The 18929-nt window shown below is 63.7% G+C and carries 23 protein-coding genes; 18 read left to right on the forward strand and 5 right to left on the reverse strand.

Features of this window, described 5'->3' with window-relative positions; all coding sequences use genetic code 11:
* Positions 1-999, forward strand: coding sequence for a S49 family peptidase (locus H7993_RS10050; RefSeq protein WP_122476500.1), 999 nt, complete (start codon positions 1-3; stop codon positions 997-999).
* Positions 1000-1056: 57 nt separating this feature from the next.
* Here the strand turns inward: H7993_RS10050 and H7993_RS10055 are convergent, their stop codons facing one another.
* On the reverse strand, positions 1057-1635 hold the full coding sequence (locus tag H7993_RS10055) for a Maf family protein (RefSeq protein WP_185794284.1): 579 nt from the start codon (positions 1633-1635) through the stop codon (positions 1057-1059).
* A 94-nt stretch (positions 1636-1729) separates the two neighbouring features.
* On the opposite strand from H7993_RS10055, the gene H7993_RS10060 reads away from it, so the two are divergent.
* The 16 genes from H7993_RS10060 (at position 1730) to H7993_RS10135 (ending at position 14258) form a co-directional block, all read left to right on the forward strand.
* On the forward strand, positions 1730-2257 hold the full coding sequence (locus tag H7993_RS10060; protein WP_122476496.1) for a YceD family protein: 528 nt from the start codon (positions 1730-1732) through the stop codon (positions 2255-2257).
* A 13-nt stretch (positions 2258-2270) separates the two neighbouring features.
* Positions 2271-2453 carry a 50S ribosomal protein L32 gene (gene rpmF / locus H7993_RS10065; protein ID WP_003179396.1) on the forward strand — a complete coding sequence of 61 codons (183 nt, stop codon included), beginning with the start codon at positions 2271-2273 and terminating at the stop codon, positions 2451-2453.
* Between the two features lie 3 nt (positions 2454-2456).
* Entirely contained in the window at positions 2457-3467 is a 1011-nt protein-coding gene (plsX, locus tag H7993_RS10070; RefSeq protein WP_185794285.1) for a phosphate acyltransferase PlsX, read from the forward strand.
* A 129-nt stretch (positions 3468-3596) separates the two neighbouring features.
* The gene (fabD, locus tag H7993_RS10075) at positions 3597-4535 is read left to right on the forward strand and encodes an ACP S-malonyltransferase (protein ID WP_185794286.1); all 939 of its coding nucleotides are present in this window, start codon (positions 3597-3599) and stop codon (positions 4533-4535) included.
* A gap of 15 nt (positions 4536-4550) precedes the next feature.
* Positions 4551-5291, forward strand: coding sequence for a 3-oxoacyl-ACP reductase FabG (fabG, locus tag H7993_RS10080; RefSeq protein WP_122476491.1), 741 nt, complete (start codon positions 4551-4553; stop codon positions 5289-5291).
* Between the two features lie 197 nt (positions 5292-5488).
* Positions 5489-5725: an acyl carrier protein gene (acpP, locus tag H7993_RS10085; protein ID WP_043185221.1), complete on the forward strand. Its 237-nt coding sequence runs from the start codon at positions 5489-5491 to the stop codon at positions 5723-5725.
* Positions 5726-5834: 109 nt separating this feature from the next.
* Complete coding sequence (fabF, locus tag H7993_RS10090) at positions 5835-7079, forward strand: beta-ketoacyl-ACP synthase II (protein ID WP_185794287.1); 1245 nt, start codon at positions 5835-5837, stop codon at positions 7077-7079.
* Positions 7079-7894 (forward strand): aminodeoxychorismate lyase, encoded by an 816-nt coding sequence (gene pabC / locus H7993_RS10095; protein WP_185794558.1) that lies wholly within the window; start codon positions 7079-7081, stop codon positions 7892-7894. The genes fabF and pabC overlap by 1 nt, the downstream gene beginning before the upstream one ends.
* Positions 7895-7897: 3 nt before the next feature.
* Positions 7898-9004: an endolytic transglycosylase MltG gene (mltG, locus tag H7993_RS10100; protein ID WP_185794288.1), complete on the forward strand. Its 1107-nt coding sequence runs from the start codon at positions 7898-7900 to the stop codon at positions 9002-9004.
* A 17-nt stretch (positions 9005-9021) separates the two neighbouring features.
* Positions 9022-9654 carry a dTMP kinase gene (gene tmk, locus H7993_RS10105; RefSeq protein ID WP_185794289.1) on the forward strand — a complete coding sequence of 211 codons (633 nt, stop codon included), beginning with the start codon at positions 9022-9024 and terminating at the stop codon, positions 9652-9654.
* Positions 9647-10633 carry a DNA polymerase III subunit delta' gene (locus H7993_RS10110; RefSeq protein WP_185794290.1) on the forward strand — a complete coding sequence of 329 codons (987 nt, stop codon included), beginning with the start codon at positions 9647-9649 and terminating at the stop codon, positions 10631-10633. The genes tmk and H7993_RS10110 overlap by 8 nt, the downstream gene beginning before the upstream one ends.
* A gap of 226 nt (positions 10634-10859) precedes the next feature.
* Positions 10860-11216 carry a PilZ domain-containing protein gene (locus H7993_RS10115; RefSeq protein ID WP_043185228.1) on the forward strand — a complete coding sequence of 119 codons (357 nt, stop codon included), beginning with the start codon at positions 10860-10862 and terminating at the stop codon, positions 11214-11216.
* A gap of 13 nt (positions 11217-11229) precedes the next feature.
* Entirely contained in the window at positions 11230-12021 is a 792-nt protein-coding gene (locus tag H7993_RS10120) for a TatD family hydrolase (RefSeq protein ID WP_185794291.1), read from the forward strand.
* 334 nt (positions 12022-12355) lie between these two features.
* Positions 12356-13003 (forward strand): TetR/AcrR family transcriptional regulator, encoded by a 648-nt coding sequence (locus tag H7993_RS10125; RefSeq protein ID WP_122476480.1) that lies wholly within the window; start codon positions 12356-12358, stop codon positions 13001-13003.
* A 90-nt stretch (positions 13004-13093) separates the two neighbouring features.
* Positions 13094-13696, forward strand: coding sequence for a DUF4823 domain-containing protein (locus H7993_RS10130; RefSeq protein ID WP_185794292.1), 603 nt, complete (start codon positions 13094-13096; stop codon positions 13694-13696).
* 10 nt (positions 13697-13706) lie between these two features.
* Complete coding sequence (locus H7993_RS10135) at positions 13707-14258, forward strand: DUF1285 domain-containing protein (protein ID WP_122476477.1); 552 nt, start codon at positions 13707-13709, stop codon at positions 14256-14258.
* Between the two features lie 60 nt (positions 14259-14318).
* On the opposite strand, the gene H7993_RS10140 is transcribed toward H7993_RS10135, so the two are convergent.
* The 3 genes from H7993_RS10140 to H7993_RS10150 all read right to left on the reverse strand — a co-directional run bounded on the left by H7993_RS10140 (position 14319) and on the right by H7993_RS10150 (position 17751).
* The gene (locus H7993_RS10140; protein WP_185794293.1) at positions 14319-16778 is read right to left on the reverse strand and encodes a penicillin acylase family protein; all 2460 of its coding nucleotides are present in this window, start codon (positions 16776-16778) and stop codon (positions 14319-14321) included.
* Positions 16779-16962: 184 nt separating this feature from the next.
* Positions 16963-17178 (reverse strand): SEC-C metal-binding domain-containing protein, encoded by a 216-nt coding sequence (locus H7993_RS10145; protein ID WP_185794294.1) that lies wholly within the window; start codon positions 17176-17178, stop codon positions 16963-16965.
* A gap of 87 nt (positions 17179-17265) precedes the next feature.
* Complete coding sequence (locus tag H7993_RS10150) at positions 17266-17751, reverse strand: LEA/WHy family protein (RefSeq protein ID WP_185794295.1); 486 nt, start codon at positions 17749-17751, stop codon at positions 17266-17268.
* Positions 17752-17919: 168 nt separating this feature from the next.
* Between H7993_RS10150 and H7993_RS10155 the strand changes: the two genes are divergently transcribed.
* Complete coding sequence (locus H7993_RS10155; RefSeq protein ID WP_185794296.1) at positions 17920-18462, forward strand: hypothetical protein; 543 nt, start codon at positions 17920-17922, stop codon at positions 18460-18462.
* Here H7993_RS10155 and H7993_RS10160 read toward each other — a convergent pair.
* Complete coding sequence (locus tag H7993_RS10160) at positions 18452-18928, reverse strand: YchJ family protein (RefSeq protein WP_122713984.1); 477 nt, start codon at positions 18926-18928, stop codon at positions 18452-18454. The genes H7993_RS10155 and H7993_RS10160 overlap by 11 nt on opposite strands.
* Position 18929: the final 1 nt, after the last annotated feature.

The raw sequence follows: 18929 nt of genomic DNA on the forward strand, positions 1-18929 counted from the left end.
ATGTCCGATCAATGGAAAGCTCCACGCAGTGAAGAAGACAGCGCGCCCATAGGTGATGAAAAAAGCTGGCGACTGCTCGAAAAAACCCTGCTGGCCAGTGTGCAGGAACAGCGCCGCGCTCGCCGCTGGGGCATCTTCTTCAAGCTGCTGACGTTCATCTATCTGTTCGGCGCGATCTTTCTCTTCTCGCCGCTGCTGGATATGGAAAAGGCCACGAGCAGCAGTGCGTCCGGCTATACCGCGGTGATCGACGTGCGCGGTGTGATTGCCGACAAGGAAGCCGCGAGCGCAGACAATATCGTCGGCAGCCTGCGCAGTGCATTCGAAGACACCAAGGTCAAGGGCGTGATCTTGCGCATCAATAGTCCTGGCGGCAGTCCGGTGCAGTCCGGCTACGTCTTCGACGAGATCCGTCGCTTGCGCGGTGAGCACCCGGACATCAAGGTTTACGCGGTCATTGCCGACCTGGGTGCGTCCGGCGCCTATTACATCGCCAGCGCCGCGGATGAGATCTACGCCGACAAGTCCAGCCTGGTTGGTTCCATTGGCGTGACGGCGGCCGGCTACGGCTTCGTCGGCACCATGGAAAAGCTTGGCGTCGAGCGCCGCGCCTATACCTCGGGCGAGCACAAGGCATTCCTGGATCCGTTCCAGCCGCAGCGTGCCGATGAGACCGAGTTCTGGAAGGGCGTGCTGGCGACCACCCACCGGCAGTTCATCGACAGCGTCAAGGCCGGCCGTGGTGACCGACTCAAAGACAAAGAGCATCCCGAATTGTTTTCCGGGCTGATCTGGTCGGGCGAGCAGGCACTGCAACTGGGTCTGGTCGACGCGCTGGGCAGCAGCAGCATGGTTGCCCGCGACGTGATCGGCGCCAAGGACATGGTCGACTTCACCGTGAAGGAATCGCCGCTCGACCGCTTCTCGAAGAAGTTCGGTGCCAGCGTTGCCGATCAGATCGCGATGTGGATGGGATTCCAGGGGCCGAGCCTGCGCTGAGTCGTTGCAGCGCTGTCGATGGCCTCTTCGCGGGCAGTAATCACCCCCCCGCAAGGCTCAAGGCAGTTGCACACCCTCTGCAAGCAGCATGTCCACCAGGCGAATCAGCGGCAGGCCAACCAGGCTGGTGGCATCCGCACCTTCGGTGCTCTGGAACAGGGTCACACCCAGCCCTTCGGCCTTGAAGCTGCCGGCGCAGTCATAAGGCTGCTCTGCCAACAGGTAGCGTTCGATGGCAGCGGCCGATAGCGGGCGCATGTGCACCGTGAACGGCACCACATCGACCTGGCACTCGCCGCTTACCACATTCAATAGCGCCAGCCCGGTCAGAAACGTGACGGACCGGCCGCTGGCAGCCAGCAATTGCTCGCGCGCCTGTGCGAAGCCGCCAGGCTTGCCCAGAACCCTGTCTGCGAGCACCGCAACCTGGTCCGAACCAATGATCAAATGCCCGGGATGCAGCGCGGCCAGCGCCCGGGCTTTCTGCTCGGCGAGGCGTTTGACCAGGGCGCAGGCCGGCTCGTCTGGCAGGTGACTTTCGTCGATGTCGGGCGATGCGCAGGTGAACGGCAGGCGAAGCCGCGACAGCAGTTCACGGCGGTAGGGGGAGCTGGAAGCGAGTAGCAGGGCAGGCATGGCAGGCTCCTGTGGATGAACGGCCACTCTATCATGCACTTGGGCCTGAATTTCCTTTGACAGGTGAGGGGGTCGTCCCTAGAATGCTGCGCCTATGTTGAATGACCCGATTCCACCTCACGTTGACCCGCGCAAATTGGCAGATCGTGGCGTAACCCTAGAAGGTTCGCTGCTCTTGGCCGATTTGGAGAGACTCTGCGACCCGCTTTCCGACACCGTCGGTACGGTGCAGGCCAAATTCATTTTCGAGCGAGACGAACGCAAGGCCGTGGTCATCCACAGCTGCCTGGACGTCGAAGTCAAGATGGTTTGCCAGCGTTGTCTTGAGCTGGTAACCCTGCCGATCCACAGCGAATGCAGTTATGCCGTGGTGAAGGAGGGTGCGAACACCCAGTCGTTACCGAAAGGTTATGACGTGCTGGAACTGGGCGAAGATCCATTGGATCTGCAGGCGCTGGTCGAGGAGGAGCTGTTGCTCGCCTTGCCTATCGTGCCTGCTCATCATCCGGAAGAATGCCAGCAGCCGGCGGGAGCAGATGATCCCGATCCGAGCGAGGACGAGGTAACGCGGTCCAACCCGTTCAGTGTATTGGCGCAGTTAAAGCGTGACCCAAACGTTTAGGAGTTAATCAATTATGGCTGTTCAGCAGAACAAAAAATCCCGCTCTGCCCGTGACATGCGCCGTTCGCACGACGCACTCGAGGCAAGCACCCTGTCGGTCGAAAAGACCACCGGTGAAGTGCACCTGCGTCACCACGTATCGCCAGAAGGCGTATACCGTGGCCGTAAAGTGATCGACAAGGGCGCTGACGAGTAAATCTTGTCCGCTCAGTCCATCGCGATTGATGCAATGGGCGGGGACTTCGGTCCCCGCAGCATTGTTCAGGCCAGCCTTGCCTGCCTGTCAGCTACGCCCTCGCTGCACCTGACCCTCGTCGGTCACCCTCAACTCCTCGAAGAACTGATTGCCAGCCAGCCGGCAATGGATCGCTCACGCCTGCACATCGCTGCCGCCGGTGAAGTGGTCGGCATGGACGAGCGCCCGTCCCAGGCGTTGCGCGGCAAGCCGGATTCGTCGATGCGTGTGGCGCTCGAGCTGCTGCGTGACGAGCAGGTCCAGGCGGTGGTCAGCGCCGGCAACACCGGGGCTCTGATGGCCTTGTCCAGGCACTTGCTGAAGACCCTGCCGGGCATCGACCGCCCGGCCATGATGGCCGCGATCCCGACACGGGGAGGGTACTGCCAGCTGCTGGACCTGGGCGCCAATGTCGACTGCAGTGCCGAGCACCTGTATCAGTTCGCCGTGATGGGCTCGGTCGCGGCCCAGGCACTGGGCGTCGAGCGGCCGCGGGTTGCGCTGCTCAACGTGGGCACCGAGGACATCAAGGGCAACCAGCAGGTCAAGCTTGCCGCCAGCCTGTTGCGCAAGGCGCAGGGCCTGAACTATACCGGCTACATCGAAGGCGACGGCGTGTTTCGAGGCGAGGCCGATGTGGTGGTGTGCGACGGCTTCGTCGGCAATATCCTGCTCAAATCCAACGAAGGCCTGGCCGGCATGTTCGCCGAGCGCGTGCAGGCGCTGTTTCGCAGCAGCCTGATGGCGCGCGCCGCGGGCGTGCTGGCTCTGCCGTTGCTCAAGCGACTGCAGGCCGACCTGGCCCCTGCGCGCTACAACGGCGCAAGTCTGCTCGGCCTGCAGGGCATCGTGGTCAAGAGCCATGGCGCCGCTGGCGTGGAAGGGCTGCAGTGTGCGATAGACCGGGCGCGCGACGAGATTCGCGAAAACCTGCCGCGACGCCTGCATGGGCAGCTGGCGCAGAGGCTGCTTTAGGCGTGCGCGGCCAGAGGTGCTTAAATGTGACCACTGGCAGGTGTACGTTATCCAACTGTCAGTTCAGTGCGCCGGACACGCTTCCGGCGTCGAATTTTCCGGCAACAAGATCATACAAGGGCTTGTTCAATGTCTGCATCCCTCGCATTCGTTTTCCCGGGGCAAGGCTCCCAGTCGCTCGGCATGCTGGCCGAGCTGGGTGCGCAGTACCCCCTGGTCATGGACACCTTCAAGGAGGCGTCCGACGCCTTGGGCTATGACCTCTGGGCGCTGGTCCAGCACGGCCCGGTCGAAAGCCTCAATCAGACCGACAAGACGCAACCCGCCATTCTCGCCGCTTCCATCGCGCTGTGGCGCCTGTGGTTGGCCGAGGGCGGCGAGCATCCGGCCTATGTCGCCGGCCACAGCCTGGGCGAATACAGCGCGCTGGTAGCCGCGGGCTGCCTGTCCCTGGCCGATGCGGTCAAGCTGGTGGAGCGTCGCGGCCAGTTGATGCAGGAAGCGGTTCCCGCCGGGCAGGGGGCCATGGCGGCCATTCTTGGCCTGGAAGACGCCGATGTGCTGGCAGCCTGCGCCGAAGCGGCCCAGGGCGACGTGGTCAGCGCGGTCAATTTCAACTCTCCGGGCCAGGTGGTGATTGCCGGTTCGGCGCAAGCCGTTGCCCGTGCCATCGAACTGTGCAAGGCCAAGGGCGCCAAGCGCGCCATGCCGTTGCCGGTCAGCGTGCCGTCGCACTGTGCCTTGATGAAACCGGCTGCCGAGCGTTTCGCCGAGTCGGTCAATGCCATCGACTGGCAGTCGCCGCAGATCCCGGTCGTGCAGAATGTCAGCGCCGCCGTGCCGGCCGATCTCGACACCCTCAAGCGCGACCTGCTCGAGCAGTTGTACAAGCCAGTACGTTGGGTTGAAACCGTGCAGTACCTGGCTGCCCAGGGTGCGCCGCGTCTGGTCGAGTGCGGGCCGGGCAAAGTCCTGGCCGGCCTCAACAAGCGCTGCGCCGAGGGCGTGAGCACCGACAACCTGAACACCCCCGAAGCCTTCGCCGCCACCCGCGCGGCGCAAGCCTGATCAAGGAGAACTTGCATGAGCCTGCAAGGTAAAGTTGCACTGGTCACTGGCGCAAGCCGTGGCATTGGCCAGGCGATTGCCCTGGAATTGGGTCGCATGGGCGCCACCGTCATCGGCACCGCTACCTCCGAGAGCGGCGCCGCACGCATTGCTGCCACGCTCAAGGAGCACGGCATCGAAGGCACCGGCCTGGAGCTGAACGTGTGCAGTGACGAGTCGGTGGCTGCCACCCTGGCCAAGATCCAGGAGCAGTTCGGCGCCCCGGCGATTCTGGTCAACAACGCCGGCATCACCCGCGACAACCTGATGCTGCGCATGAAAGACGACGAATGGCACGATGTGGTCGATACCAACCTCAACAGCCTGTTCCGCCTGTCCAAGGCCGTATTGCGTGGCATGACCAAAGCGCGATGGGGCCGGATCATCAGCATTGGTTCGGTTGTAGGTGCAATGGGCAACGTCGGCCAAGTAAACTACGCCGCGGCCAAGGCCGGTCTCGAGGGTTTCAGTCGTGCCCTGGCACGTGAAGTCGGCTCGCGCGCAATCACCGTGAACTCGGTGGCGCCCGGTTTCATCGACACCGACATGACCCGCGAACTGCCCGAAGCACAGCGCGAAGCGCTGCAGGGCCAGATTCCGCTGGGTCGCCTGGGTCAGGCCGACGAAATCGCCAAAGTGGTCGGTTTTCTGGCTTCCGACGGTGCAGCCTACGTCACAGGGGCTACAATCCCGGTGAACGGCGGCATGTACATGTAAATGAAAATGTGACGGATTGCTTCAAAAAAATGTCTTACCCGGCATCCAAAATCCGTTATAAAGCTGCATCCGAATTCTAGGTGGCAGGCTTACGTGGGGTCGCAGTGACGCTTTCAGTTTGAAAAGCCGAGCTTCTTCTATAAACTTACGTACCGGCCAGCCGCCTGACATATGTCCATTAGGAGTGAAAACAAGGTATGAGCACCATCGAAGAACGCGTCAAGAAGATCGTCGCCGAGCAACTGGGCGTCAAAGCGGAGGAGGTCAACAACACTTCTTCCTTCGTTGAAGATCTGGGTGCCGATTCCCTGGACACCGTTGAGCTGGTGATGGCTCTGGAAGAGGAATTCGAAACCGAGATTCCTGACGAAGAAGCCGAGAAAATCACCACTGTTCAAGCTGCCATCGATTACGTCACCGCCCACCAGGCGTAACGTTTTGTAATCGCCGTTGCTTGTCATGGAAAACCGCACTGCCTTCGTTGGCGTGCGGTTTTTTCTTTAGACGGCCGCGCGGTGATGTTTCCAGAATAAGGAGAGTGCTGTGTCGCGTAGACGCGTCGTGGTCACAGGTATGGGCATGCTGTCACCGCTGGGCACCGACGTGCCGAGCAGCTGGCAGGGCATCCTGGCCGGCCGCAGTGGCATAGGTCCCATCGAACATACGGATCTGTCGGCCTATTCGACCCGTTTCGGCGGCTCGGTGAAGGGGTTCGATGTCGAGCAATACCTCTCGGTCAAGGAGGCACGCAAGCTCGACTTGTTCATTCAGTATGGCCTGGCCGCGGGTTTCCAGGCAGTACGCAACGCGGGCCTTGAAGTCACCGATGCCAATCGCGAGCGTATCGGCGTGGCCATGGGCTCGGGCATCGGTGGCCTGACCAATATCGAAGAAACCTGCCGCATCCTGCACGACAGCGGGCCACGGCGGATATCGCCGTTCTTCGTGCCTGGCTCCATCATCAACATGATTTCCGGTTTCCTGTCGATTCACCTCGGTGCGCAGGGGCCCAACTACGCAATCGCCACCGCCTGCACCACTGGCACCCATTGCATTGGCATGGCGGCACGCAACATCGTCTATGGCGAGGCTGACGTGATGATCGCCGGCGGTGCGGAAATGGCCGCCTGCGGGCTGGGCATGGGCGGCTTCGGCGCGGCGCGTGCCTTGTCCACGCGCAATGACGAGCCGACCCGGGCCAGCCGTCCGTGGGACAAGGGCCGCGACGGTTTCGTCCTGTCCGATGGCGCAGGCGCGCTGGTGCTCGAAGAACTCGAGCACGCCCAGGCGCGTGGTGCGACCATCTATGCCGAGCTGATCGGTTTCGGCACCAGCGGCGATGCGTTCCACATGACTTCGCCGCCTGAAGATGGCGCCGGTGCGGCACGCTGCATGACCAATGCGCTGCGCGATGCCGGCATCACGCCCGACCAGGTGCAGTACATCAATGCCCATGGCACCTCGACCTCGGCGGGCGATCTGGCCGAAGTCAGCGCCATCAAGACCGTGTTCGGCGACCATGCGTACAAGCTGGCGGTAAGCTCGACCAAGTCGATGACCGGTCACCTGCTGGGTGCCGCCGGTGCCGTTGAAGCCATATTCAGTGTGCTGGCCATCAACAGCCAGATGGCGCCGCCGACCATCAACCTGGACGAGCCGGACGAGGGCTGCGACCTGGACTTCGTGCCGCACACCGCGCGCAGCATCCCGATCGACGTGGTGCTGAGCAACTCGTTCGGTTTCGGTGGAACTAACGGTTCCCTGGTGTTCCGGCGCTTTCCCGGTTGATGCAGGCCTGGCTCGACGGGCAGCCAGGCGATGCGCTGGGCCTGAAGAGTCGGGGCCTGGCCTACGGTGATGGTGTGTTCGAAACCATTGCCGTACGCAATGGCCAGGCGGTGCTGCTGGACCGTCACCTGACGCGCGTTGCGCTGGGCTGCCAGCGTCTGGCGATCGTGGCCGAACTGGCGGTGTTGCGCGACGAGGTCGTGCGCTATGCAGCGGCACTGGGTCAGGGCGTGCTCAAGTTGATCGTCACTCGCGGTGACAGTGCGCGCGGTTATGCCGCTGATCCGCAGGCCGCGGCGCGGCGCATTCTGCAAGGTTCTCCCAGCCCCGCCTATCCGCAGGCACACCGCGCGCAGGGTGTGGAACTCTACCCATGCAGCACGCGGCTCGCCGAGCAACCCTTGCTGGCCGGACTCAAGCACCTCAATCGCCTGGAGCAGGTACTGGCCCGCGCCGAATGGAGCGACCCGGCTTTTGCCGAAGGTTTGATGCTGGACGTGTCCGGGCGCCTCGTCGAAGGGGTCTACAGCAATCTGTTCCTGGTGGTCGACGGGGTGTTGCACACGCCCGCGCTGCATCGCTGCGGCGTGGCCGGAGTGATGCGCGCCGAACTGCTGGAGCAAGCCGCGACGCTGGGTCTGCAGGTGTCCGTGGGTGACCTGTGGCCAGCGGACCTGGCACGGGCCGACGAAGTATTCGTCTGCAACAGTGTCTACGGCGTGTGGCCGGTGCGCGCTTTCACGTCGCTGAGGTGGTCGCCGGGACCGCTCACCCGTAAACTGCAAGGCATTGCCCACGCGCTATTGGATGCCTGATTTGTGAAGCGTAAATTTCTGCTGTTGCTGGAAACGCTCATCGTTGTTGCCGCACTGGCGACGGGCGTGGCGGCCTGGAAAGTCGACAGTGCCTTGAACCAGCCGCTGGCCGTAACTCAAGAACAGCTGCTCGACGTGCCCAACCGCGCAACCCCCGGCGGCACGATCCTGCGCATGCAGGCGGCGGGCACCCTGCGCGATGCATTCTGGTTGCGCCTGTACTGGCGCTTCAACCGTGCCGGACAGCCCCTGCACACCGGCGAATACCGCATGACGCCCGGCATGACCGTCAACGACCTGTTCAACGTCTGGCAGCGCGGCGAGGTGGTGCAGTACAGCCTGACCCTGGTCGAAGGCTGGAATTTCCATCAAGTGCGCGCGGCATTGGCGCGTCAGGACAAGCTCGAGCAGACCCTGGGCGGGCTCAGCGACAGTGAGGTCATGGCGCGCATCGGCCACCCCAAGGCGTTCCCCGAAGGTCGATTCTTCCCTGACACCTACAAGTACGTGCGTGGCATGAGCGATGTCGAGCTGCTGCAGCAGGCCTACGCCCGTCTTGAAGAAGTGCTGGCCAGCGAATGGAGCGAGCGCGCCGCCAGCGCGCCCTACAGCGAGCCTTACCAGGCGCTGATCATGGCCTCGCTGGTGGAAAAGGAAACCGGTGTGCCCCAGGAGCGCGGCGAGATCGCCGGGGTCTTCGTGCGTCGTCTCAAGACGGGCATGTTGCTGCAGACCGACCCGACCGTCATCTATGGCATGGGCGAGCGCTACAACGGCAAGCTGACCCGCGCCGACCTGCGCGAGCCGACGGCCTACAACACCTACGTGATCGCCGGAATGCCGCCCACGCCCATTGCCATGGTGGGCCGCGAGGCGATTCATGCTGCGCTCAACCCGGTCCCTGGCAGCAGCCTGTATTTCGTCGCGCGCGGCGACGGCAGCCATGTCTTTTCCGACGATCTGGATGCCCACAACAACGCCGTGCGCGAATACCAACTCAAACGCCGCGCCGATTATCGCTCGAGCCCCGCGCCTGCCGCGGCGCCGACAGAGACCGGTACGCGCGAGCCACAAGAGAAGCCGGATGCCGTCGAGGCACCTGCTCCATGACTTTGCAAGGACACCCTGTGACCGGTTTATTCATCACTCTGGAAGGGCCGGAAGGCGCGGGCAAGAGTACCAATCGCGAGTACCTGGCCGAGCGTCTGCGCGCCAGCGGACTGGACGTGGTGCTGACCCGCGAGCCGGGCGGCACGCCCCTGGCCGAACGTATCCGCGAACTGCTGCTGGCACCCAGCGATGAAACCATGTGCGTGGATACCGAACTGCTGCTGATGTTCGCCGCGCGCGCGCAACACCTGGCCCAGGTGATTCGCCCGGCGCTGGCGCGTGGCGCGGTGGTGTTGTGCGATCGGTTCACCGATGCCACCTACGCCTATCAGGGCGGCGGCCGTGGGTTGTCCCAGGAACGCATCGCCCAGCTCGAAACCTTCGTCCAGGGCACGTTGCGCCCGGACCTGACGCTGGTGTTCGACCTGCCCGTGGAAGTCGGCTTGGCGCGGGCCAGCGCGCGGGGTCGCCTCGATCGTTTCGAACAGGAAGGCCGGGCGTTCTTCGAGGCCGTGCGTGGCGCCTACCTGGCGCGCGCCGCTGCAGCGCCTTCGCGCTATCGGGTGGTCGATGCCGGGCAGAGCCTGGCGCAGGTCCAGCAGGCGCTGGATGCGTTGCTGCCCGAGCTGCGAGGTTTGCCGCGTGGCTGACGCCTACCCCTGGCAGGATGACCTCTGGCAGAAGCTGGCCGGGCGCACCCAGCATGCTCACGCCTACCTGCTGCACGGGCCGCAGGGCATCGGCAAGCGTGCCCTGGCCGAGCGCCTGATGGCACTGTTGCTGTGCCAGCGTCCGGCCGCGCAGCACGCCTGTGGGGCCTGCAAGTCGTGTCTGTTGCTGCAGGCCGGCAGCCATCCGGACAATTTCATCCTCGAACCTGAGGAAGCGGACAAGGCGATCAAGGTCGACCAGGTGCGCGAGCTGGTCGCCTTCGTGGTGCAGACCGCGCAAATGGGCGGGCGCAAGGTCGTGCTGATCGAGCCTGCCGAAGCGATGAACGTCAATGCGGCCAACGCATTGTTGAAAAGTCTCGAGGAGCCTTCGGGCAATACCGTCCTGCTGTTGGTCAGTCATCAGCCCAGTCGACTGCTGCCCACGGTCAAGAGCCGTTGCGTGCAGCAGGCGTGCCCGTTGCCTACTCAGGCCGTCAGCCTGCAGTGGCTGGCCACGGCGCTGCCGGAAGTGGACGGGGCTGCGCGCACCGATCTGCTCGCATTGGCCGCAGGCTCGCCGCTGGCAGCGGTGAGGTTGCAGGCTGCCGGTATCGTCGAGCAGCGGGCGCTGGTGGTCGAAGGGGTGAAGAAGCTGCTGAAAGGGCAGCAGACGCCCAGCCAGTTGGCCGAAGCCTGGAGCGCTGTGCCATTGCTGCTGCTGTTCGACTGGTTCTGTGAGTGGTCGAACCTGTTGCTGCGCTATCGCCTGACGACGGACGAGCAGGGGCTGGGCTTGAGCGACATGCGCAAGGTGCTGCAATATCTGGCTGACAAGAGTACCCAGAGCAAGGTGCTGGCCATTCAGGATTGGGTGCTGATGCAGCGTCAGAAAGTGCTGGCCAAGGCCAACCTGAACCGGGTATTGCTCATCGAGGCGCTGCTGGTGTCCTGGATGGCCTTGCCGGGGCAGACGTGATGGGTGCATTGTGATCGAACGCCGCCGATGTTGGCGGCGGTTTGTCTGATGTACCGTGGTGATAGCGGACGCGGCTCGCGCCGCTGCTACAGGGATGCGCCGGTTGTAGCAGCGGCGCAAGCCGCGTCGACGGCGGACGTGGTTGGGTCGGTGCGACGCGGGGACGCCGGATGCGGCAGACGCGGTTTGACTGCTGCGAAAATTCACTATCAGTAACGGAGCACGAATGAATCAACCCGTCAGTCCCGGACCGCGCAACGGTATTCTGTCCCTGACCATCAAGGACAAGGCCGTCCTGTACGCGGCGTACATGCCGTTCATCAAGAACGGCGGCTTGTTCATTCCGACCAGCAAGAGCTACAAGCTGGGCGATGAGCTGTTCATGCTGCTCAACCTGATGGATGAGCCGGAGAAGATTCCCGTGGCCGGTCGCGTCGCCTGGATCACCCCCAAGGGCGCCCAGGGTAACCGCGCTGCGGGCGTGGGCGTGCAGTTCAACGACGGCGACAATACTGCGCGCAACAAGATCGAAACCTATCTGGCCGGCGCCCTGAAGTCCGACCGTCCCACTCACACGATGTAGTCCCCATACCCCCATGCTCGTAGATTCCCACTGTCACCTCGACCGCCTCGACCTTGCCGAACACGACGGCTGCCTGGACACCGCCTTGCAGGCCGCGCGTGCCTGCGGTGTAGGGCATTTCCTGTGCATCGGCGTCAGCGCCGAGAACGCCGCCACGGTCAAGGCCCTGGCCGGCCGTTACGACGACGTCGATTGCTCGGTCGGCATTCATCCCCTCGACCTCGCTCCCGGCAAGCCGCCCGCGCTGGACTGGCTGATGGCCGAGCTCGATGCGCCACGCGTGGTGGCGATCGGTGAAACCGGCCTGGACTACCACTACGAACCCGAGGCGGCGCAGCTGCAGCAGGAGTCGTTTCGACTGCACCTGCAGGCGGCCAATCTGACCGGTAAGCCGGTGATCGTGCATACCCGCGGCGCACGCGCCGATACCCTGGATTTGTTGCGCGAGGCGCAATTGCCCCAGGCCGGCGTGCTGCATTGCTTCACCGAAGATTGGGCGATGGCCAAGGCCGCCCTCGACCTGGGGTTCTACATTTCGCTGTCGGGCATCGTGACCTTCCGCAATGCCGATGCCCTGCGTGAAGTTGCGCGGCAGGTGCCGGCCGATCGCTTGCTGGTCGAAACCGATTCGCCCTATCTGGCGCCCATTCCCTACCGTGGCAAGTCCAATCTGCCGCAGTACGTCCGCGAAGTGGCACAGTGCATCGCCACGGTCCGCGGCGAGACGTTCGACAGCCTGGCCGAGCGCACCACCGACAATTTCTGCCGGCTGTTCCCCCTGGCGCGTGTTCGTCGCCAGGCTTGAGCCTGCACGGGCAAAAAAAACCCGGGCTCTGGGGGGAGAATCCCGGGTCAAGACCATTAGGAGTCACAACAGGCGCGTGGTCCATCGACGCCTTGCCGCCGCATCACTTGGGGGAGTATGGCGCGACGACAGTTCAAGTATTGTCGAATGGATCAGGGGCGCCAGTGCCTTGCAGGGTTTTCTTAAACGTATTTGGAATACGCCCGCCGCTGCTCAGTACAGATTGCAGGGGTGCGTGGCATATGCGCCATAAAGCCAGAGATTTGGGATGATCCGTGCATTTTGACCTCATACAGGCATAATGACTGCCTCCGCTTTCGATCCAGTCCTTCCTATGCAAAAAGAACCTCGTAAGGTCCGTGAATTTCGCCGCCGCGAGCAGGAAATCCTCGACACCGCACTGGCGCTGTTTCTCGAGCAAGGCGAAGACAGCGTTACAGTCGAGCTGATTGCCGACACCGTGGGTATCGGCAAAGGCACCATCTACAAACACTTCAAGTCCAAGGCCGAGATCTACCTGCGCCTGATGCTCGACTACGAGCGCGACCTGAACGCGCTGCTGCATTCGGCCGACATCGATCGAGACAAGGAAGCCCTGTCCCGCGCCTACTTCGAGTTCCGCATGCGCGATCCGCAGCGCTATCGGCTGTTCGACCGGCTGGAAGAGAAGGTGGTCAAGGGCAACCAGGTGCCCGAGCTCGTCGAGCAGCTGCACAAGATCCGCGCGTCGAATTTCGAACGCCTGACGTTCCTCATCGAGGGGCGAATCAGCGAGGGCAAGCTGGAAGACGTTCCGCCGTACTTCCACTATTGCGCTGCCTGGGCGCTGGTACACGGCGCGGTGGCGCTGTACCACTCGCCGTTCTGGAGCAACGTACTGGAAGATCAGGAAGGTTTTTTCCAGTTCCTCATGGACATCGGCGTGCGCATGGGCAACAAGCGCAAACGCGATCCGGAAATACCCGGCCCCAAAGAAGCCTGACCCCCGAGCCATCCCGAGCCCTGCAAACTGGCGCAGAAGCTGCATCATGTGGCTGATCGCCGGGATCTTGTCGCCGGCTCTGGAGGATGCATGCGTAACCTGGTCGTGCTGCTGGCGCTGTTGGCGTTGGGCGGTTGCATGAAGGTCAGTGATCTGGGCGAAGGCGCCCGCTATCACCTGAGCGATGCGGGTGTGTTGAATCACAGTGAAACTCGCCGGTTCAACAACTTGCGCGTGCAGCCGGACTCGTTCATCTATATTGGCCAGGGCGCGTTCGTGCCTCCCGGCGGCGCCTACCCTCGGCCCAACGTTGTGGCTGAACAGGCGTTCGAAGCGTTCGTCGAGTACTTTCCCGTGGTACGCCGCGCCCCGGCACCGCTGGGCCTGGAACAGGCCTTGGGCGAGGCGCGCAATGCCGGCGCGCATTACCTGCTCTACACCCGTTTTGCACGCGCCGACGACCGCATCGGCAATGCTGACGAATGGGCCGACCAGGAAGCTCTGGACCGGCTCGGCGTCGACAGCAGCGTGATTCAGATCATGCTCATCGAAACCAGCACCCGCTATCTCATCGACACCGCGACCATCCGCAGCCGTGGCGGGCTGTTGACGATGCGCGACAACAAACCGGAAGATTTGCTTGGCCCACCCCTTGAGGACTACGCTCGCAGCTTGTTGGGCGTAAGCCGCTGAGGAGACGAGCATGACGGGCAAGGCCGACGATTTGCTGGCGCACATTCCCACCGCCAAGAAGGGCTTGCCGCCCGTGCACCTGTGGAATCCCGATTTCTGCGGGCACATCGACATGCGTATTGCCCGCGACGGTGCCTGGTTCTACCAGGGCACGCCGATCGGCCGACCGGCGATGGTCAAGTTGTTCGCCGGGATCCTGCGCCGCGATGGCGACGAGTACGTATTGGTGACGCCGGTGGAAAAAGTCGGCATCGTCGTCGATGACGCACCGTTCGTGGCCATCGACATGCAGGTGTCGGGGGAAGGCGAGCAGCAGTCGCTGCGCTTCACCAGCAATGTCGAGGACTGCGTCGACGCCGACGCGCAGCACCCGCTGCGGGTCGACATCGACCCCTGTACCCAGGAGCCTTCACCCTATGTGCTGGTGCGCAACAACCTGGAAGCACGCATTCACCGCAACGTGTTCTATCGGCTGGTCGAGCTGGCCGTGGTGCGTGACGGTTGGCTGGGGGTGTGGAGTGGCGGGGTGTTCTTCCCGATAGGGCAGGATCCAGCGCAGTGATCAAGCCCCCGTTTCGAGTAACGGGGGCTCTCTTGCGTTTTCAGCGGCGAATTCACACGGTCATTTCTGCGGCGTCAACGTCAGTCGCTTGGTCCCGTAGGCCTTGTCGAAATGCTGCGGCTGCATCGGGAAGCTGACGTATTGACCCTTGAGCCACGCGTCGATGCCGTCGGTGTAGTTGGCACTGGCCGGATTACCCGACTGCCCGCTGCTGCCAAGGCCGATCATCGGCTCGGCCTGGGCGAAGTCGACTACGATGCGCAGTGCCGGTATCGACGCGGTGTCGAAGCTGTCGCCCCAGCCGTAGGGCGCAGCGTTCAAGGTAGTGTGATCGCCACCGGTGGCAACCGGGCCGCGTAGCACGGGTGCGCCGGCATCGGGCCCGCCCGTGTCGGTCCAGGTGGTGCGATGCAGACGCCCCCATTGCCAAGTGCTTCGATCAGTGCCCAGCTGCGCCTCGCCGGCGCTGACCGCGGCGGCCAGGCTGCGCGCCAGGATGGCCGGCTTGTCTTCCTTCTGCGCGGTGCTCAGATCGTCCCAGAACGGGCTGTCGTCACGCCCCAGCAGATGATCGGCCTGGGCCGAGTAGGAAGACATGCCCTGGGCCACGAAGGCCTTCCAGCTGTCGCTGTCGAGCGGGCCCAGCTCGTCGAGGAAGGTCCGCTGCGCGCTTTGCTGCAGAAACAGCTCGTACAGCGCGGCATCGGCGGATTGCGCGGCAAGGCGGCCATCGAAGGCCATGAGGCGAGTGTAGGCTTCGCGGGCCTTGGTCCGCTCGCCCTCGGGCAGCGCATCGATGGCACTTTTCAGCGGTTGTGCCATGCCGGGCGCAAGAAACATCTTTTTCAGTTTGGCGGCGAAGGAGGTGGTCTGATCGGACTGCATGGCAATCATGCTGCGTGTGTCGTGCTTGCCGGCACCGGCCAGCTCGGCCAGGCGCTCGCTGCGCTCCGGGTAGTACCAGGCGTTGGACAGCTGGATGCCATAGCCGGGCGGGACGATGCGCTGGTTGGCGGTACCCAGCCAACCCTGCGGCGGGTCCTGGTCGTAGGGGTGAAGCATGGGGTCGGCGAGGCCATCCCAGTCATGTCGACCGTCCCAGCCGGGCGAGGGGAGCATGCCCTTGCCTTCGAGACGGTTGGGAAAGCGGCCGGTGACCTGCCAGCCAATGCTGCTGGCATCGGCGAACAGCAGGTTGGTGGCCACGGCGCGTATCTGCCGGCTGGCATCCGAAGCCTTCTCGACATTGCTGGCGCGCGACAGATCGAACAGCGCATCCAGGCTCTTGTCGTCGGTCAAGTCCGGCAGTTGCAGGGCCAAGCCGTAGCCGCCGCTGGCCGGCATGCCGCTGACGTCGTTGAGCAGCGGGCCGTGACCGGTCTCGTAGACCGCCTCGCGCAGCGGACGCTGCCCCTTGGCCAGGTAGGTCTCCTGACGCACGTGGGCGGGCTGCCATTTGCCGTTGGACTGATACAGCACGCGGCCGCCTTCGCTGCGCACCTTCTCCAGAAAAAGATCCTGATTGTCGCCCATCACTGCCGCCATGCCCCAGGCGACTTGACCATTGAAGCCGGCCAGCACGCCCGGCAAACCGGCCAGGGCGACACCTGCCGCCTGAAAGCGCGGCGCGCGCAGCTGCACGAAGCTCCACGCCGACGGAACGCTCGTCGCTGCGTGGGTATCGTTGGCGAACAGGCTTTTCCCGGCCCGCGTGCGTTGCGGGGCGATGGCCCAGTTGCTCGAGCTTGGCGCGCCAAGTCGCGCGAGTTCGCGATTCATCGTGGCCAGGCCCGCCGGGTGGGTCAACGAGTTGCCCAGAGGCACGCCCCTGAGCTTGTCGGCCTCGGTGAAAGGCAGGCTCTCATCCGGATAGACCGGCAGCAGCCAGGCCAGTCTGTCGGTGCCCACTTTCTGCGCCAGTACCAGCGAACCCAGCTCTTCCTGCAGGTTGAGCGATTGGCTGAACGACCACAACGCGAACATCAGCGCCGAGTCTTCGGCCTTCCAGTATTCGGGGGTGTAGCCTGCCAACTGCGCGGGCAGCTTGCCGCGGTAGCGAAACAGGTAGGCGTTGACGCCCCGTGCATAGACATCGAAGAAACGCTTCAATCGGGGTGAAGCGGCGGCATACAACTGGTCGGCGCTTTTCTTGAGGTTGACCCTGCGCAGCAGGCGGTCGCCGTCCAGCGCTTCGACGCCGTCCAGTTCGGCCAGGCGTCCCTGGGCCAGCAGCCGCAGACGGACCATCTGGGTGATGCGGTCGCTGGCGGCCACATAGCCTTGGGCAAACAGGGCATCGTGGAAGGTATTGCTTTCGATCAACGGCATGCCCAGCCCGTTACGCCTGACCGAGACGTTCTGCGCCAGGCCCTTGAGCGGCTGTACACCCACGCTTGGCGGCAGGTTTTGCTCGGCGGAGCCGCCCAGCCATTGTTGGCAGCCGGTCAGGGTGAGCATGCCGGTGACCACGGCGGCGCAGCCGAACGTGGGCGTGAAGAAAAAACGGGCGGGCGAGGCCATGGCGAAGCTCCTGCAGGGGCTGGCGTAAAAGGCGCTACGTTAGAGAGGGCGGGGGCGACGCGCAAGCGTCAGGCGGGGGATATTTTCTTCGTGCCCAAGCCGCTCGCGGACACAGCGCACAGCGGTGGGATTGGGGTCAAGGGAGGGGCTGCCAGCACGCAGCACCCTCGGGCATCGTTTCGGCTCAGGCGCCGTGGCACTTCTTGAATTTCTTGTCGCTGCCGCAGGGGCAGGGATCGTTGCGGCCTACATCTTTGAGTGCATTGCGCACCGGTTCCTGTGGGGCGTGGTTGCAGTGCGGGCCATGCACGTGACCGTGGTCGTGCTCATGAGGGTGATCGTGGTCATGGTCATGGTCATGGTTGCAGTCAGGGCCGTGCACATGGGGTTGCTGGGACATCGAGAATACTCCGCAGGTGAAATTGGCCGGAATTATCTCACCCTGGGTTCGGAATAGCAGCGCTGCGGGAAAAATCTTTGCGACGTCTCAGCGGCCGGACAAGCCGCGCGCGTCGATTACCCCGGTGTGGTTGAGCACCACGTCGTGGCCGAACAGCACCCCGGTGCGCAATTCGCCGCGCAATTCGTAGCGGATCGCTCGCTCGGGGTGCTTGAGCAGGCGTGACAGCTCGCGCGCGTGTTGCCAGAGATTGGTGCGCACCGGCAGCTCATAGTATTCGCCACTGTTGGCGGCCACGCTGAACCAGTCGCTGGCGTCGCCTTCGGTCAGCAGCATGTCTTCCAGGCGCACGCTGTAGCTCAGGCCGCGCACCGGCAGGCTGCGGCCGTTGGGGTTGTCGATGCGAAAACGCAGGATCAGGCGCTGTTGCAGCATGTTGGCCTTGACCACTTCGACCTTGACCAGATGCACCTGAGGATCCTGGTAGTTGCCGGTGAACCAGGTGGCGCAGCCCGTGAGTCCCAGCAGTGAAAGCAAGCCGATGCTGCGCAGAACGAGAGTGCAAGCGGACATGGCAGGGACCTCCGGATTTGCCTTGAGTCTAACAAGGCGCACGGGCATGACAAGGGCGTGCTTGTTGCGCCGAAAGATCGTGGTCCATAATCACTGTTACGGTGCTGGCTTTTCGGCATCTGTGCGGACGCCCAGCGCCCGCAACGGTGCCATGCCAGGAGAGTTGCCATGCGTTTCTACGAGATCGTCTTCAGCGGCCAATGCGTGCCCGGCGCGGCGCTGGACCAGGTCAAGAGCAACCTGGCAAAACTGTTCCAGGCCGACGCCCAGCGAATCGAGATGCTGTTTTCCGGACGCCGATTGGTCCTCAAGAACAACCTCGACGCCCAGGCGGCGGAAAAATACCGCGCGGCGCTGGCACGCGCAGGGGCCGTGGCCAGCATCGACGAAATGGCTCAGGACATTGAAGAGATCATCATGACCGCGCCGGCGGCGGCAGGCGACTTCGGCCAGAAACCCATGGCGGTGGCCCGCCGTGCCGAGGTCGTGCCGCGTGATGCGTACATGGCAGCGTTCGTGGCTGTGGACGCGCCGGACTTCGCCATCGCCGAGGTGGGCGCCGATCTGCAGGATGAACGTCCCGCACAGCGCTCGGCGCAGTTGAACCTGCAGCAGTTCAGCCTGGCGCCTGCCGGCAGCGACATGGGGCAGTTGCGGCACGAGGAAACCGTCCAGGTGCCGGACACTTCTCATCTGAAAATCATTGGCTGATGTAGCCCGCGCAACATTTCTTGAATTTCTGCCCACTGGCACAGGGGCAGCTGTCGTTGCGGCTGGCCTTGAGCGGGACGGTCGGGTCGATGAAATACCAGCGGCCGTCGTGCTGCACGAACGCCGACCGCTCGCGATGGCAGTGCTCGCCGGTGCTGTCGTGCCAGCGCGCAGTGAAGGTCACGAACGCGTGTTCCGGCTGGCCGCCGAAGACTTCCGCCGCCACCACCTCCAGGCCCAGCCAGGTGCTCTGCGAACTCCACTGGGCAATGGCCTGGCGGTCCAGGCCGGCCTGCTGGGCGTGCAGGGTGGTGTTCACCAGATAGTCCACCAGGCCCAGCACGTAGGCACTGTAGCGCGAGCGCATCAGGCTCTGCGCATCGGGCGCCGGCTGGCCCTCGTGATAGCGACCACAACAGGCCGGCAGCAGATTGCCACTTGCGCACGGACAGATCGAAACGCTCATA

It is taken from the genome of Pseudomonas baltica (assembly GCF_014235765.1).
Lineage (GTDB): Bacteria > Pseudomonadota > Gammaproteobacteria > Pseudomonadales > Pseudomonadaceae > Aquipseudomonas > Aquipseudomonas baltica.